The organism is Paenibacillus sp. sg306046, from assembly GCF_059821225.1.
In genome coordinates, this window is the sequence record NZ_JCAMRT010000001.1 from 1 (window position 1) to 16916 (window position 16916).

Below are 16916 nucleotides of genomic sequence, written 5' to 3' on the forward strand. Positions count from 1 at the left end.
TGTCCGCGATGCCCGCATACACCCCGCCGCTTCCGCCAGCCGCCGCACGGAACGCTCCCTCGTCGATCTCCACGTAATACGCCGTGCTGTAGTACAGCAGGCTCGCGCTCAGGTTGACCGTCATGTTCGCGCCCTGGATATTCACCTTCGACGTATCGGTGGCCGAGATCGTCTCCACGAGCTGATCGTCCGAGACTCGACGAATCCGAATGTCCCTCCCGGCCGAGGCGCTAACCGCCTCTTGAAACGCCATGGTCAGCGTGGCTAGACCTGTTTCCGGCGCATTGGATGCCGAAACGGACTTATCGACGACCGACAGCGGTGGCGCAGCCGCTACCGCTGCGGTCGGCGCACTTTCAACAGCGGCTCCGACGAGCGTCCCGGACTGGGCGACCGGCGTCACCTCGAAGCTGATGTACTTGCCCTGATCTGCCTGCTGCAGCATATAGGTGGACGATGCAGCTCCGCTGATCACAGCCTTGTTCGTGCCCGCCGCATCATCCGATCTGTACCACTTGAATGTGCTTGTCCCCTCCGGATCGGCGTTCGCATCGCTGTACGTATAGCTGCCCGTCAGCGTCTCTCCGACCTGCGCCGTGCCCGTAGCGGCCACGCTGGCTGCCGTCGGCGCAGCCTGCGGCACGCCGTCGGACTTACTGAGAATCAAAATATCGTCGATCAAGCCGCCAATGCCTGCCCCATATAACGCCGAGCTGCCGGCCAGACTGATCCGAACCTCATCGACCTGATTGAAGGAGGCTGGAAGCAGCAGCGTCGTCAGCGGTCCGCCTGCGTTGACATAAAGCTCTTCCTCCGCCACCTGTGCGCCGTTTTTGTAGCCGACAAACCTGATCTCGCTATACATAAACGAATAGTCGTCCAGGAAGCGCAGTCCTTGAAGGTCAAACGCCTTGCCATTGGCCGATTTGACTGTCAGGATGTCCGGTTGCACGGGCAGGAAGGTGCTCGAATCCAGCCCCGGCTCGATCCTCAGTCCCTCCTTCGCACTGTCGTACGTTAATCCGAACGTCGAGTCGCTATTGGCCGCGATAATTTGAATCTTGTCGAGATTCGGCTCGGCGTATTCAACCATAGCCGCATATGCTCCGTCTGCGCCAGTCGGGGCCGTATCGAACGTCAGCTGCGCGATATGGCCTGGAGCCTCTGCAACGGCAACCGTCGCAAAAGCCGCCGGAGCTTCCGCCCAGGAAGCATTGCCGTCGCTGTCGGTGAGCTTGAAGCTCAGGCTCCGATCTCCTGCTGCGCTTCCCGCCGTAAAGATGACGCTGCGCAGTACCTCCTGATACTGCGCCGCCGTGGCGGAGCCGGACAAGGACAACACGCCCGTGCCGCTGTCATACGAGCCGGAGATGCCATGCGCCGCCGTGAAGGACAGCGAATCTCCGACCGACTGGCTGCCGCTGAATGTCACCGATGCCGAGACGATGCCCGCAGAGTCGATATCCGATACGATCGCATGCTCCGCAACAGCAACGGACTGTCCCGCCATAACCGCCTTCAAGTCGCGTACCCCGGTCACGACCGGAGCCAGCGGGCCGCTGAAAACCAGCGCGCCGGGATCGAAGTTCTCCGAGTACGCATCCGAGTCAGCCAAAGCCGGGAAGGACGCGACGGCCTCTGCCGTCTGGAGCGCCGCATCGAGACGATGCAGCCCTTTATAAGTTGTGAAGTACACGCGCCCGCCGTAGCCAAGCACACTCCGTACATCCAGATTGGGCTCTGTAAAGTTCGTCAGATTGACCGCATTGCCTGGCGACACATAACGGTACAGATTATAGACATTGGAGCCGTTGGCGCGAGCCGAGAAATAGAGCTCATTGTCCACCACCCATATGCCGGTTACATAACCATCGCCACTTGCGCCTGCGACGAATTCAGTCGTGCTGACGCCTGTGACCGGATCAACGGATATGAGCCATTGCTGCCGACTGCCGGGATCACTGTAAGCGTTATTCGCATTATCGCCGCTATAAAACAACTTGCTGCCATAACCGATCAGTTGGCGTACAGTAGCCGAGGAAGAATAATTGATAGCCGGGTTATGCTGAGTCACTCGCGTCACGGCTGTTCCGTCATACTTGAATACTTCGCTGTAGTCAATGCCTGGCACGCTCGGGTCATTAGCACCGAAGTACAGCGCCCCGTTCAGCACCGTGATCGAGCCGACCACGCCTGTACCGCCTGCCTTCAGCGCCCAAAGCTCCTCGAAGACAGAACCCGTCCATCGCACGAGCTGGGTGTTGCTGAAATAATACACCGCCCCGTTATAGACCTGAACGCCCGTTTCATAATTTGGCGCATGCGCCGGATCACTCACCTGGAAGAAGGTATCCGTGTTTGTGTTATAGCCGTACAGCTGCGTGGCGTCCCCACTGCCCATACCGGCAGCCAAAAAATAAATCGTCCCGTTCAGCTCGACAAACTTGCGGGCCTCCTGCAGCCTGACATTGCCGTGATACGTGATCCGGGTGCCGTCGAAGCTGCTGAATAAGCCCCCGGCTTTGTTGTCCGGCGAGGAAAACAACCCGTATATTTTTCCATTAAATGGGAGAGGATCGCGAAACCAGTTGTCGAAGCCGAACGGGCTCGCATCCACCACTGACTTGGAGGACAAATCGGTGTCCTTGTTATAGCCGCCCAGTTCCCCGACGCCATACGTACGGTCTGACTTGATGTTCAGGAGCAGCGATTCCTTCGGCATCGGCCCCGCATGCGCCGTCTGCTCTCCCCAGCCTCCAGGTACGCCCGGCGTCAGGCTTGTGGCCAGCAGCGTCGCACCCGCGAGCATGCCAAGTGATCCCGGTCCCAGCTTGCCCTTCAACCGCCTCGCCTTGCTGAACTGTTTCTTTTTCATGATGCCCCTCCCCGACCCTTATGTAGAAACCTTGGCACCCCAAGCGTCTGAAAGTCTTAATGGCTCGATCCCGGGACTTTCGAGAACGACATGTTAGGTGATGAATCAATTTTTCGACATTTAGTCCTATAGTCCTGCATTAAAAATAATTAAATTTTATTGATTATTTTCAAGAATTAACCTGTAAGCAAACCAAAAAACAAGCCGCGTAAACCGGCTTGATCTGATACGAAAGTTGGTGCTCCTCTGCCTCAAGGCCTACATCCCGCCGCACGCAGTTACCCCGACGTTGTCCGTAACCTGCCGGGCCGGCTTCACTTTCCGCCAGCGCAGCACATAGAAGGAGGCGCGTACCGCTTCATCCAAAATAAGCGCCAGAAACAACCCCATCAGCCCCAGCTCAAGGTATATGCCGAAAACATACGTGCCGCCTGCCGCCAGCGCCCACATCCCGAAAACAGCCATCAGGCCGACGGCTCTCGCTTCCCCGACAACGTTCAGCGAGCTGGCCGCGCATAAACCGATCGACCGCATCGGCTGCCAGACCATACAGATCGCGAGCAGCGGCAGCGAAAGCTCCACAATGGCGGGATCAGCGGTAAATTGCGCCAAAATCGGGCGTCCCAGCATATACACCACACTGGTCGTCAAGGTAAGCAGCAGCGCGCAGGGAAGCAGCGCACGATAAAAGCTGTCATACATGTCCGCGAACCGTCCCGCTCCATACAGCTGCGCGATACGAATACTGAGACCGCCTGCGATCGCGCTGGCGAAAATCCACGGAAACTGCTGAAGCGTCTGCACATACGTATATGAGGACAAGGCTGCCGCGCCCATGCTGGACACCATGCTCAGCATAAAAACTTGCGAATATCCCCAGGAAAGCGCCGTGACGGACACCGGCAGCCCGATCGACAATATTTCCCGCCACAGCGGCCGGTCCATCGTCGTCCAGTCCGTCCTGGACCAGGCCGGGAAGGAGCGCCAGAGCAGCCAAAGTGTAACGGCCAAGGCTGCTATACGGCTGATCAGCGTAGACCAGGCCGCTCCGGCGATGCCGAGCTCCGGAAAGCCCAGCTCGCCGAAAATCAGCACGTAATTCAGCGCAACATGCAGTACGTTCATTCCGAGTGTAATGTACATCGGTCCCTTTGTATTGCCCATGCTGCGAATGACCGTGTTCAGCGCCCCATGCAGCACGACGGCCAGCGTACCGGCGCCGACAATCGTCAGGTACGTTCCTGCATAGGGCAGCACGTCTGCCGGCGTCCCCATCCGGGTAAGCACCAGCATCGACCCGAAAGCGAAAAACAAACTGAATGCAATCCCGGCAACTGTGTTTGCCTGCAGCGCAATAACGGATGTTTTCCGGGCCAGATCAGGCCGTCCCGCCCCCCATTTGCGCGCCACGACGACGCCTACCCCCGCATTAATCAGGGAAAATAACGTGAGCGCCGACAGCAGCAGCTGGTTCGATACGCCTACCGCCGCGACAGCGTGGTCTCCGATCCGGCTGACCATCAACGTATCCGCCGTCCCCATCAAAAATTGAAAAAACAGCTCGATGCCAATCGGCCAACTTAAATGCCACAATGAGATTCGGTCTGCTGCTTGCCTTTGCCTTGACATGGCGATGAATGTCCCTCCCGAATGAACGTGCAGCCTTTTGGGGCTTGCCCGGCAAAACGCTGACAAATCCAAAAAAAAGGACCAAGCCCCGCAAATCCGGCTCGATCCGATCCTAAATCTTTTAGACAAGGGAAACGCGTATCCCTCTTTCCTGCAATTGGGCAACCGTCTGCTCCTGCAAACCGCGGTCGGTAATGATCGCATCGGCCACGCCAAGCTCCGCGACATGCGTAAATGCCCGCACGCCAAACTTGCTCGCATCCGCCAGCAAAATGACCTGCTCCGCAATGCCGATCATCTTCTGCTTCACCAGCGCCTGCTGCTCGCTCGACTCGCTGATTCCGCGCTCCAGATGTACGCCCTTGCACGACAGAAACAGCTTATCGACATGGTAGGCATCCATCGAACGCTCAGCAAGCGGGCCGACGAAGGACAACGAACGCTTGGCGAGACGGCCGCCGGTGGAGATAACCTCGATCTTCTCCTTGCCGCTCAGCTCACTGGCGACCTTCACCGAATTGGTCAGCACCGTCAGCGGAATGTCCGGCAAATACGAGGCCATATACCAGGCCGTTGTGCTTGCATCCAGCAGCACGCGGTCGTGCGGCTGAATCCACTGGATCGCCTCCTGGGCAATCCGCCGTTTCTCGTCCGCATGCATAATTTCACGCTCGAAATACGGAATTTCGGCCTGCGTCTCCTTCACGCTGACCGCCCCGCCATGCGAACGGCGCAGCCGTCCCGCCGCCTCCAGACGGTCCAAATCCCGGCGAATCGTTTCCTCGGTGACGCCGCACAGCTCGCTCAGCTCGGAGACGCGGATGCTGCCCCGTTCATTCACCAGCTGGACAATCAGCTCGTATCGTTCAGCTACCAGCATACGCTCCCTCTCCTATCGTTGCTCAGCCTGTACAGCTGTCTGCAAGTGTCGGTCATACGTCCGGCTCGGCTCACCGGCTTGCAGCATTCCTCCGGTTGCCGCTGCTTCCAATACACGGTACCCAGCTTGGCTTACGCTGCCGGGCAGCCGCGATTCTTTCATCAAGCTAACCGGCGCAAATTAAAGCTGCACCAATCCTGTAACCGCCTTGAACCGACCGTACGCATCGTCCCAGGCTCCGCTATCCTGCGGATCGTACGTCTTGACCGGGAACGAGTCACGGATCGCGCGCCGCGCTTCCCATATGTCCGCAAATACACCCTGCGCCATCCATTGGACGACCAGGTTGCCGATTGCGCTGCCTTCGGCCGGACCGGCCCATACCGGCTTGCCGATCGCATTCGCCGACCACTGGCACAGCAGCTCATTTTGGATGCCGCCGCCAACCATATGCAGGCCGCCGAACTGCTGGCCGGACAAGCTTTCCGTCATCTCCAGCACATAACGGTATTTTAACGCCAGACTTTCGAAAACACAACGGACGACCTCGCCCGGCTGCTCCGGCACACGCTGCCCGGTGCGGCTGCAATAGTCGCGAATACGAACACGCATATCTCCAGCGGCCAGAAACAACGGATCATCCGGATCAATCCACGCGGCAAATGCCGGAGCCTGATCCGCCAGCCGAACCAGCTCAGGGAAGGAATAATCAAGTCCCTGGCGCTCCCACTCGCGCTTCAATTCCTGCACGATCCACAAGCCCATAATGTTTTTGAGCAGCCGGTACGTGCCGCCGACGCCGCCTTCATTTGTAAAGTTGTAGGCCAGCGCTTGCTCGCTCACCACCGGTGCGTCTACCTCTGTCCCCATCAGCGACCAGGTGCCGCAGCTCAAGTAAGCGAAGGAGCGCTCCAGCGCCGGAACGGCGGCAACCGCAGAGCCGGTATCATGCTCGGCAACCGCGATAACAGGGATCGCGCCGACGCCCAGCTCCGTCTGGACCGAGCCAAGCAGCTCGCCCGCAGCCGCGCCCGGCTGGGCTACCCGACCGAACCACGAAGCCGGAATGCCCAGCTTCGCCAACAGCTCGCGGTCCCAATCGCCCTGCAGCGGATTGTACAGCTGCGTCGTCGTTGCGTTCGAGAATTCATTCAGCTGCTCGCCCGTCAGGAAATACCGCAGCAGATCCGGAATCATCAGAAAGCTGTCAGCCTCGCGCAGCAGCGGGGAATCCGCCCGTTTCAACGCAGCCAGCTGGAAAATCGTATTAAACGGCAAAAATTGAATGCCGGTACGGCCAAACAGCTCCGCCTTGCCGACCTGCTCGGCAAACACCCGGTCCATCATGCCCTCCGTATGCCGGTCGCGGTAATGGTAGGGGTTGCCCAGCAGCTCTCCGTTGCGGCCCAGCAGGCCGAAGTCGACGGCCCAGGAATCAATCGCCAGACTGGCCGGCTGCACGCCGCGATGCTTCGCCTTGAGCAAGCCCTGCTTGATCTCATGGTACAGGCGCAGCAGGTCCCACTGCAGGCGGTCGCCCACCTGCACAGGGTCATTCGGGAAACGGTGCAGCTCCTCCGTTTCAATCTTACGGTCGTCGGTGAGACGGCCGAGCAGCGCTCTGCCGCTGCTCGCGCCCAGGTCATAAGCGAGAACGGTCGTCACAAGATCACCTTCCGCGCTGCAGCAGAACTTCCTGCTCGTAAGCTTTTACATCAGCCAGCCACTGCTCGCGCACCGGCACGCCCTGCTGCTCGCAGTAGTAATCCCATACCGCGCCGAACGGATACGACTTGAATTCCTCAGTCAGCGCGAGACGGGTCGTATAATCGCCGCTCAGCTCAGCCTGCTTCAGCGCTTCCACCGGCTCCAGCATCGCACGCAGCAGCGCCTTGATCGTGTTGCGCGTGCCGATGACCCAAGCCGCTACACGATTGATGCTCGCATCGAAGAAATCGAGGCCGATATGCGTTTTGCCAAGCAGATCGCCGCGCACCAGCTCCTTGCCGATGTCGAGCAGCTCGTCGTCCAGCACAACGACATGGTCGCTGTCCCAGCGCATCGGACGGCTCACGTGCAGCAAAATACCTTCGGCAAACAGCGACAAGCTCGACAGCTTGTTGGAGATGACCTCCGTCGGATGGAAATGGCCTGCATCCAGACAGATCAGCTTGTTGTTTTGCAGGCCGTAGCCCATATAAAATTCGTGCGAGCCGACGACGTAAGCTTCCGACCCGATACCGAACAGCTTGCTTTCGACCGCATCCAGATGATAAGCCGGGTTCAGCTCCTCGGCAAACACTTCATCCAGCGACTCCTTCAGCCGCTTTCTCGGCGACAGACGATCCACCGGCACATCCTTGAAGCCATCGGGAATCCAGACGTTCGTTACACATGTCTGACCGAGCTGCTCGCCGAAATAAGCGCCGATTTTACGCGAAGCCTTGCAATGGTCGATCCAGAATTTGCGAATATCCGGGTCCGAATGGCTCAGCGTAAAGCCGTCGCTTGATTTTTCGTGCGAAAACAAGGTTGGATTGAAATCAAGTCCAAGCCCTTGCTCCTTCGCCCATTGCACCCAATTTTCGAAATGCTTGGGCTCCAGCTGGTCGAGGTCTACCTTTTCCTCGGTGTCCGCATAAATGGCATGCAAATTCACCTTATGTTTGCCCGGAATCAGGGAAAACGCTTTCTCCAAATCGGCACGCAGCTCGGCAGCCGTAGTCGCTGCTCCCGGATAGTTGCCGGTTACGGAAATGCCGCCGGTCAGGTCCTGGTCGCGGAACAAAAAGCCGCGTACATCGTCCCCTTGCCAGCAGTGCATGGAAATTTTAATGTTCGCCAGCTGCTCCAGCGCCTGGTCCACGTCGATGCCGTGTTTGGCGTACAGCTCCTTGGCTTCGTTATAGCTTCTCTCGATCGTTGAAGACATGTCGGAATTCCTCCACCTCAAATTAGGTTGGTTGCAGTCAAGTTTCGATCAGTTCACGTTTCGGTCAACTTGACTCAATTCAGTTAATTCGCTCAATGATCGCCGCCGGGACAGCGCAGTCCGCCTGCTTGCTCCCGGTCAGCTGACCGGATAAGCGACGACGGACATCAGCGCGTTCTCCGCCTGCGTCGAGTCGAGACGGCTGTACTGCACAATAATCGGTTGATTGCTTCGCACCTCAATGGCATAAGGAACGCCGACAGGGATCGGCGTTCCTTCCTTGAGCAATGAGGAAGTGCGAATATGCTTGGTGCGCCGCGCCGGCACGATGTAAGGAACGTCCTCCATCGGCTCGCGGTCCTCGAAAAAAATCGTAAACAGCAGCTGCGCGTCCTCGGCTCCCGTATTCAGCACGCAAACCGACTCATGGCTGGTCAGCTCGCCGGAGCTTTTTTCCGGGATGTACGCATCCGGGATGACCCAATAAGTCGCGCCTTTGGCTTCGATTGTCGTCTTCGTTTCCATATCCGGACTCCTCCTTGAATGTCAGCAGGCGCGGCTTAGCGCGTGAACGCCGCCGGTACGCCGCCGTCAATGGTCAGCATGCAGCCCGTCGTCTTCTCGGATTTCGAGGAAGCGAAAAATGCGATGCCCTCTGCGATATCACGCGGGAAGATGTTGACCAGCAGCGTCGTCCGCTTGCGGTAGTATTCCTCCAGTTGATCCGGCTCAATGCCATACGCTGCTGCGCGCTCATTGCGCCAGTTGGAATTCCAGATCGCGGAGCCTTGCAGAATCGCATCAGGCAGCACCGTATTGACACGGATACCGAACTCGCCGCCTTCCGCCGCGATGCAACGCGCCAGATGAGCTTCGAGCGCCTTCGCCGCACTGTACGCCGAAGCGTTTTTGCCGGCATATACGGAGTTTTTCGAGCCGATAAACACCATGTTGCCGCCGATGGCCTGCTCCTTCATCACCTTGAACGCTTCGCGCGCCACGAGGAAATAGCCGGTGCCAAGCACGTTGATGTTCAGGTTCCATTCCTTGAGGCTTGTCTCATCAAACGGGCTGGACGTTGCAAGACCCGCGTTGTTGACGATAATATCTACGCCGCCGTACGCAATCGCCGTCTCCGCATAAGCCGCAACAACCGCTTCCTCGCTTGTTACATCCATTTTCACTGCGATAGCGCGGTTGTCTCCGAACTTGGCGTTCAGCTCGTCCGCTACCTTCTGCGCGCCTTTCAGGTTCAGGTCAGCCAGCACGACATGCGCGCCTTCGGATACGAGACGGCGAGCCGTTTCGCTGCCGATTCCGCCTGCGCCGCCCGTAATGAAGGCAACCTTGCGGGAAAACTCGGCTTCAGCCGGAGCAAGCGACAGCTTGTACAGCTCCAGCGGCCAGTATTCGACGTTGTAGGACTCGTTTTCGCTCAGCGAAACGAAGCTGCCCAGCGCCGTCGCGCCGCGCATAACGGCAATCGCCCGGTGATACAGCGCGCCGCTGACCTGGGACATCGCCCAGCTTTTGCCCGTATTGATCATACCCACGCCTGGAATGAGGATAACGCGCGGCGCCGCTTCGAACATCACGTCGCCTTCGTTTTTGTTGCGGTCGAAGTAAGCCTTGTATTGCTCTTTATAAGCAGCGATGCCTTCCTTCAGCTTCGCTTTCAGTCCGTCGATATCCTCTACATTCGGCTCCCAGTTAATGAACAGCGGCACAACCTTCGTGTGTACGAGGTGATCCGGGCACGCTGCGCCAACCTGGGACAGCTGCGGGGAATCCTGGCCGTTGACAAACGCCAGCACATCGTCCGCATCGTCGAATGACAAAATCATTTTCTTCGCATCGCTGACCGCGCCGCGCACAGTCGGCATAACAGCAGCCGCTACCGCACGGCGAGCTTCTGCGGACAGCGACTCGTATTTCGCGCCGCCGAACAGCTTCGCTTCATTCACGCGCGCTTCGATAAACGCTTCTGCTTCGTTAATAATGGCGATCGTCTGCGCATAACACGCCTCGGAGGTTTCACCCCAGGTGACAAGACCGTGCTTCTCCATCAGCACCAGCTCAGCCTTCGGATTCGCAAGCACGCCTTCGGCGATCATTTTGGACAACGTGAAGCCAGGGCGCACATAAGGAACCCAGACGAAGCGGTCGCCGAAAATTTCCTTGGCCAGCTCCTTGCCGTTATCCGCGCAACAAAGGCTGATGATCGCATCAGGATGCGTATGGTCGACATGCTTGAACGGCAGGAACGCGTGCAGCAGCGTTTCGATGGATGCGCGCGGGTGCTTGGCGTCGATCATGCAGTGTGCAAGATAACCAACCATTTTCTCGTCGGACATTTCCGGAAGCTCGAACAACGGACGAATGTCTTCCATGCGCAATCCGGTAAAGTTGCCCGCTTTCATCGTAGCCAGATCGGAGCCGCTGCCCTTGACGAACATAACTTCAACGTCACGGCCGCGGAAATCCTTCACCGTCGTTTTGCTGGACGTGTTGCCGCCGCCCCAGTTGCACACCCGGCGATCTGTTCCGATAATGTTGGAACGGTATACGAGCTGTTCCAATCCACCTTGAAGCTGCGATGCCTTATCGTTCTCCCACAAGCTTTGTACCATGATAAACCTCCGTTTATGTTTGAATAATTTTGTTTTTGCTTATTTCAAGTTTATCATGTTTGTTTTTCTTTGTATAGAATAAAAACAGACAAAAACAAAAAGATTTCGGCTACTCATCTGCTGTTTGAGCTGCAAAATGGCTGATGCCGCCTGTCAGCTCAGGCCGAAGGCCGCGTCGATATCCCGAATATGCCCGGCCTCCATATGCACGATCGGCCCGAGCGCCCGCGCGTCGATGATCGACTTCGCGCTGTATTCCGCTACCTCCAGCCGGTCAAACGCATTCAGCAAGCTGCTGCCCGTGACGATCACGCAGTTGTTTTCAACGATCGCAATCGGCGTATCGGGCGTAAAAATCGACGCCGTGCCCTGCGGATCGTCATAAACGGCCTGAAACGGCAGCTTGGGCGTGCCTCGCAGCAAAATGTAGCTTTCCGGAATTGTCCGCGAATCAAAAGCGGTCTCCGTGACGGCAAAGGCCATAATATGCGGCGGATGCGCGATCAGCACCGAGTTGACATGCGGATGCTGCTCGTAGATCCATTGATGCAGCCGAATAGAGCTGCTCGGCGTTTTCCCCGCTTCCGCCGCGCCTTGCTCGATCCGGACAAGATGCTGCGGCTCCAAATATTTGCGGTCCTGTCCATGCGGCGTAATCAGGAAAGCTCCATCGTCCAGCCGCTCGGAATACGTTCCCTGCGTGCTGGTGAACAGCCGCTGGTCATACGAGCGGCGAATGAGCGCGCACATCGCGGCGCGTGCTTTCCGCTCGGCGCTGCCGCACAGCTCAGGCATAAACGCCGCCAGCTCCGGGAAGCCTTGCGCGGCTGCGCCGATTTGCCCCGGCGACAGCAGCTGCGGCGTGCCGAGGCGGCTGGCGTTAATTTCCAGCCGCGCGCAGAAGTCCAGCGTCTCGAACGCCTGGAACGCAGCAAACAGGTCAGTCCCGCCTACGACGACGCCGTGATTTTCCAGCATCACGGCATTGATGCCTTGGGCAAACACAGCGGCAACCTGCTCGCCGAGCAGCTGGCTGCCGGGCAATGCATAGTCGGCCATCCCGACCGGCCCGCAGATCAGCCCCTCGCCCGGCAGCAGGCTCGTGTCCGGAATACGGCGCACAATGCTGAAGGCGACAAGCGCAGGCGGATGAGCGTGAACAACTGCCTTCAGATCAGGCCGGGTCCGGTAGACGAGCTGATGAAACGGAAATTCGCTGGACGGCTTATGATGCCCAACAATTTGCCCGTTTGCTCTAACGCAGACGATATCCGCGCTCGTCAGCGCCCCTTTGTCCACGCCTGCCGGGGTGATCCAAATATCTCCGTTATCATCAAGAATCGACAGATTGCCTCCGGAGGTCGTCGTCATGCCATACGCATAAATCCGCTCCATCATCAGGACAATCTGGTCTGCCGGATGCAAAAATCCGATATGCATACGCTCACAGCCTTTCTTTTGTTTCAGTTTGTTTTTATTTGATTTCGTTTGTTTGTACTTATTTTATCATAAGTATTGCCGATTGGGGGTGAGTTTTTTCACATAAACAAAAGAAGCCCCAGGCTCCACCTTATCGGGGAACCGGAGACTTCTGCCGGACGTCGGAAGCGAGCCTGCCTTGAATCACAGGCGGTTCAGCGGCCGGAACCTCCGGCCCGACTCCTGAACTCTAGCCGATGAGAACGGCTAAAGCCGCTCAAGCCCGCGACGGAGACAGTCCGTTTGCTTCCTGGCCGTCTTGCTGTTCATTCTTCTGTCCGTTCTTCTGATCATTCTGTTCATTCCTTCGTTCGTCACGCTGTTCCACTTCCTGTCCATCCTGCTGTCCGAACTTTTGCTCCTGCTTGGACTCCTGCTGTTGAAGCTCGGTCGACGCATTGGAGGTGCGCAGCGGAATTTCACGCAGGAAAAACGTCAGCACCGTGGCAACGACAAGCAGCGCAGCCCCTGCGAGGAATACGGTAGTCAGCGATGCGCTCAGCGCCTCGCGCAGCATGTCGATCATGTGGGTCAGCAGCGGCTGAACCTGCGTCGGCAGCGTCTGCTGCAGCTCGGCCAGCTTGGGCTGGTCAAGCAGCATCTCCGGATTTTGGAATGCCGACAGCTTGGCGGCGATTGCCGGATCAAGCCTGGAGAAATCGACGCCCCCGCCGGAAGCCGACAGCTCCTTCATATGGCTGGTCAGCCGCGACGTCATAATCGTGCCCATGACTGCAATGCCGATTGTTCCGCCCAGGTTGCGAAACAGCTGTGAGGAAGCTGTTGCGACACCCAGCTCGGACGGCTTGGCGGCATTTTGCACGGTCAGCGAAAATACAGGCATGCCGAGGCCAAGACCGAAGCCAAAGATCAACATGCTGGCGACAGCCATCCACACCTGATCCATGTACGCCATCATGATCATACTGACGACCATGATCGGCATGCCGATTAATGCGTAACGTTTGTATTTGCCCGTTTTCGTAATAAGCCGTCCTGTGATTGCGCTTAGGACAACCATGCTCAGCGACATCGGCATTGTCACATACCCGGAATACGTCGGCGCGATCCCCATCACACCTTGCACGGAAAATGATAAATAAATCAGCGCCCCCATCATGCCCGCATTCATCAGAAAACCGATGACATTCGAAATTGTAATGATGCTGTTGCGGAACAGAGACAGCGGCAATACCGGGCTTTTCGCCTTCGACTCGACCCAGATAAACAATGCAAGGCTAATCAGCGTTGCGGCAAACAATCCGAGAATTTGCTGCGAGCCCCACGCATACTTGGTGCCTGCCCAGGAGAAGCCAAGCAGCAGCGGCACAATCGTCAGCGTCAAAAACAGCGAGCCCGCGTAGTCAATTTTCTCCGAGGTACGACGCTCCACCTTTGGAAACAGCGCCATAATTAAACCAAAGGCTAGTACGCCGACCGGCAGGAAAATCCAGAATACCCACTTCCAGTCCATATGATCCACGATCCAGCCGCCAAGCGTCGGCCCCAGCACGCTGGAGAAGCCAAAAACAGCCATCATGACGCCGGTCCATTTGCCGCGCTCACGCGGCGGAAACAAATCGCCGACTGCCGTGAACGCACAGGACATAATTATTCCGGCCCCGATCCCTTGAATCCCCCGATAAACGATTAGCTCGATAATGTCACCGGACAGCCCGCTTAGAAAGGCGCCGATCATAAAAAATACGATACCGCCTAATATAAACGGCTTCCGCCCATAAATATCCGACAGCTTGCCGACCAGCACCGTCGCAATTGTCGAGGTGAGCATATAAATGGTAATCACCCAGGTGTAGTAATTCATGCCGCCTAAAATAGCAATGATCCGCGGCATCGCCGTGCTCACAATCGTCTGGTTGATGGCCGCGAAAAACATCGCTGCGATAATGGCAACCATAATCGTCAGCTTTCGCTTCTGTGTCAAATGCTCCACATCTATCCGTCTCCTTCTGTTGTTTAATAGTTTCGCTAAACAATATTTTATAACTAAAACATTAAATTATATAATGAAATATACAATAAAAATTTTAATCCGTCAATCCTTAAACGGACAACGAAAAAAGGACTCCTTACGGAGTCCTTCCCGGCGGTGGATGGTTTTGGTTTACTGCGACCTTACCTGACTGAATCTTGGGTATTCCAGCATGGACGATGCAGTACGGGTACTACAGGTACGTCTCTGCGGCACATCCCCTCGCTTCACTTAGGATGAAATCACAACTTCCTCTGCCTTGGTATTGCTCGTTAGATTGCCCAACGGAACCACACCTCTCTTGTTCCACCGCCTTGATAATAGTATGAACCGTCTGCAGCGGACTTATACATCACTTGCAAATAAAAAAAAGCTTGGCGTCTCCCCCGTTACGGCGTGTAAATATCCGGCTTGGGCGCTGGCCCCATGCCTGTACCTAAATAGTAGCTCGTATGCGGCGGCTGGTTGTAAGCGACGTTTTGCCAGGCTACGCCGAGCCGGTACACCGGATCATGCATCAGCGCGTGAAGCTTGTACGCCGTGACATCCGTTGTCGTATAGATGCGCAGCGCCGAGCTGTCGGCCGTCCGCCAAATCACCTCTTCGCGCCAATCGCCGAGCAGATCCGCCTGCAGCGCCGGGGTCGCTTTCGTGGAATTGTTTGAGCTTGTCCCCGTTGCGGTCAGCAAGCGGATCAGGCTGTTCGTGTTATAATCCCACTTGTCGATTTTACCTGTCCCGCCCGTATGATCGAGCAGCTCGCGTGACAAATCGCCATCCCACCAGATGGCAAAGTTAATCGACCCTGGCCTTGAATCGGAAATTTTGGTGCCGGTAATCGTATACAAGCCGGTGCCTGAGGCCCACACCTCCGCTCCTTTATAACGCGGGTCGATATCGGCGGCAAGACCGCGCCCCGTATCTGTCCCCGTGTGAACTCCCCACAGCACCTGACCGGTTTGGGCATCGTGTACCTCGGCGCCGTAGGCAGCGGACGTATTTTCATGAACCTGAAACACTTCGAGTCCTGGGCGGTCCGGGTTCAAGTCGCTCAGGTGCATCGCGTCGCCGTGGCCGAGACCGGTGTTGTACAGCTTCGTCCCGTTATCGTCAATACCCAGCGAGCCGTAAGCAATTTCGTCCTTGCCGTCTCCATCGACATCGGCGATGCTCAGATTGTGATTGCCTTGCCCGGCCGTTCCCGCATTGGTCGAGCTGTTGCTGTCGAACGTCCACCGCCGGGTTAAAGCGCCGTTCCGCCAATCGTAGGCGACCACGACGGTACGGGTATAGTAGCCGCGCGCCATAATCAGGCTCGGTCGCACGCCGTCCAGATAAGCGACCCCTGCCAGAAAGCGATCTACCCGGTTGCCGTACGAATCGCCCCAGCTTGACACCGTGCCGCGCGGCGGCAAGTAGTCGGTTGTAGACAGCGCTTTCCCGTTATTGCCGGCAAACACCGTCATAAATTCAGGTCCGCTCAGCACATACCCGCTGGAATTGCGATAATCCGCGCCGGCATTGCCGATGACAACACCTGTGCCGTCAATGGTCCCGTCAGCCGTTTTGCAGACGACCTCGGCTTTGCCGTCTCCATCAAAATCATACACGAGAAACTGCGTATAATGGGCGCCAGCGCGGATATTTTTACCGAGATCAATTCGCCACAGCCGCGTGCCGTTCAGCTTATAGGCGTCCAGGTATACATTGCCCGTGTAACCCGATTGAGAGTTATCCTTGGAATTGGACGGGTCCCACTTGACAATAATTTCATATTCGCCGTCTCCGTCCAAATCGCCTACGCTGGCGTCATTAGCGCTGTAGGTGTAGCTGACATTGTCCGGTGTTGTGCCGCCCGCCGGCTTCTGCAGCGGAATGTCCTTATAATTGTTGCTCCAGACAGCCGCCGCGGCCGAAGCGGCCTGCTCCGCCCCGTTGACGACGGCCCGAACCGTATAAGAAGAAGAGGTTGTCCCGCCCGCATCCTGGTAATTGGTGCTGTTTGTAATCGGCGTTGCATTCAGCTTTGTACCGTTTCGATATACGTTAAATGAAGTGGAAGCGCTTTCGGTTCCGAGCAGCCGCCAGCTGATAAATACGCCGCTGCTCACCTTGACGGCAACGACGCCGCGGTTCAGCGTTTCCGCCTGTCGGGTAGCTGCCGCCGCAGGAGCGGCCGGAAGCAGCGCCGTACTTGCAACCGCTGTGCCCAGCGCAAGCAAAGCCGAGCATTTCAATGTTTGTCCCCATTGCTTTTTCATGAATGATTCCTCCGCTTCTAAAAATAGGTTTTTTAATTTGGGATGATTCTAAATTAAAACGCTTACAAAACTCCTTTCTGACCAATATGGTTTTATTTTACTTTTATACAAACATTTTAAAATTTAAAAATCAGTGGATTTTGTTCAAAAATTCGATCATTTTCCGAAAATACCCATACATTATAGCGATTTGTTACCTGATTCGTTCGGTCCATCATACAGACGCGAGCAGGTACA

9 protein-coding genes and 1 pseudogene are annotated in these 16916 nt (G+C 56.8%); all 10 read right to left on the reverse strand.

All coding sequences use genetic code 11. The features are described from left to right. Window positions 1-2875, reverse strand: a 2875-nt coding sequence (locus AC6ROY_RS00005; protein ID WP_500097910.1) for a hypothetical protein, incomplete at its 3' end; no start/stop codon positions are given. 258 nt (window positions 2876-3133) lie between these two features. Next, window positions 3134-4468 carry an MATE family efflux transporter gene (locus tag AC6ROY_RS00010; RefSeq protein WP_500097911.1) on the reverse strand — a complete coding sequence of 445 codons (1335 nt, stop codon included), beginning with the start codon at window positions 4466-4468 and terminating at the stop codon, window positions 3134-3136. Window positions 4469-4625: 157 nt separating this feature from the next. Next, entirely contained in the window at window positions 4626-5384 is a 759-nt protein-coding gene (locus AC6ROY_RS00015) for a DeoR/GlpR family DNA-binding transcription regulator (protein ID WP_500097912.1), read from the reverse strand. Window positions 5385-5564: 180 nt separating this feature from the next. Beyond that, complete coding sequence (locus AC6ROY_RS00020; RefSeq protein WP_500097913.1) at window positions 5565-7049, reverse strand: rhamnulokinase; 1485 nt, start codon at window positions 7047-7049, stop codon at window positions 5565-5567. Between the two features lie 4 nt (window positions 7050-7053). Next, window positions 7054-8316: an L-rhamnose isomerase gene (gene rhaA / locus AC6ROY_RS00025; RefSeq protein WP_500097914.1), complete on the reverse strand. Its 1263-nt coding sequence runs from the start codon at window positions 8314-8316 to the stop codon at window positions 7054-7056. A 138-nt stretch (window positions 8317-8454) separates the two neighbouring features. Next, entirely contained in the window at window positions 8455-8841 is a 387-nt protein-coding gene (locus tag AC6ROY_RS00030; protein ID WP_500097915.1) for a sensory rhodopsin transducer, read from the reverse strand. A gap of 35 nt (window positions 8842-8876) precedes the next feature. Then, complete coding sequence (locus AC6ROY_RS00035; RefSeq protein WP_500098273.1) at window positions 8877-10949, reverse strand: bifunctional aldolase/short-chain dehydrogenase; 2073 nt, start codon at window positions 10947-10949, stop codon at window positions 8877-8879. A 150-nt stretch (window positions 10950-11099) separates the two neighbouring features. Next, window positions 11100-12386, reverse strand: coding sequence for a class II aldolase/adducin family protein (locus AC6ROY_RS00040; protein ID WP_500097916.1), 1287 nt, complete (start codon window positions 12384-12386; stop codon window positions 11100-11102). A 394-nt stretch (window positions 12387-12780) separates the two neighbouring features. Further along, a pseudogene (locus AC6ROY_RS00045) lies at window positions 12781-14379 on the reverse strand (MDR family MFS transporter); the annotation flags it as partial. A 428-nt stretch (window positions 14380-14807) separates the two neighbouring features. Beyond that, on the reverse strand, window positions 14808-16679 hold the full coding sequence (locus AC6ROY_RS00050; RefSeq protein WP_500097917.1) for a rhamnogalacturonan lyase: 1872 nt from the start codon (window positions 16677-16679) through the stop codon (window positions 14808-14810). Window positions 16680-16916 lie beyond the last annotated feature (237 nt).

Coding starts and splice junctions, on each gene's coding strand:
- AC6ROY_RS00015 (WP_500097912.1), bottom strand. CDS start 5,384: ATGCTGGTAGCTGAACGATACGAGCTGATTGTCCAGCTGGTGAATGAA.
- AC6ROY_RS00040 (WP_500097916.1), bottom strand. CDS start 12,386: ATGCATATCGGATTTTTGCATCCGGCAGACCAGATTGTCCTGATGATG.
- rhaA (WP_500097914.1), bottom strand. CDS start 8,316: ATGTCTTCAACGATCGAGAGAAGCTATAACGAAGCCAAGGAGCTGTAC.
- AC6ROY_RS00030 (WP_500097915.1), bottom strand. CDS start 8,841: ATGGAAACGAAGACGACAATCGAAGCCAAAGGCGCGACTTATTGGGTC.
- AC6ROY_RS00050 (WP_500097917.1), bottom strand. CDS start 16,679: ATGAAAAAGCAATGGGGACAAACATTGAAATGCTCGGCTTTGCTTGCG.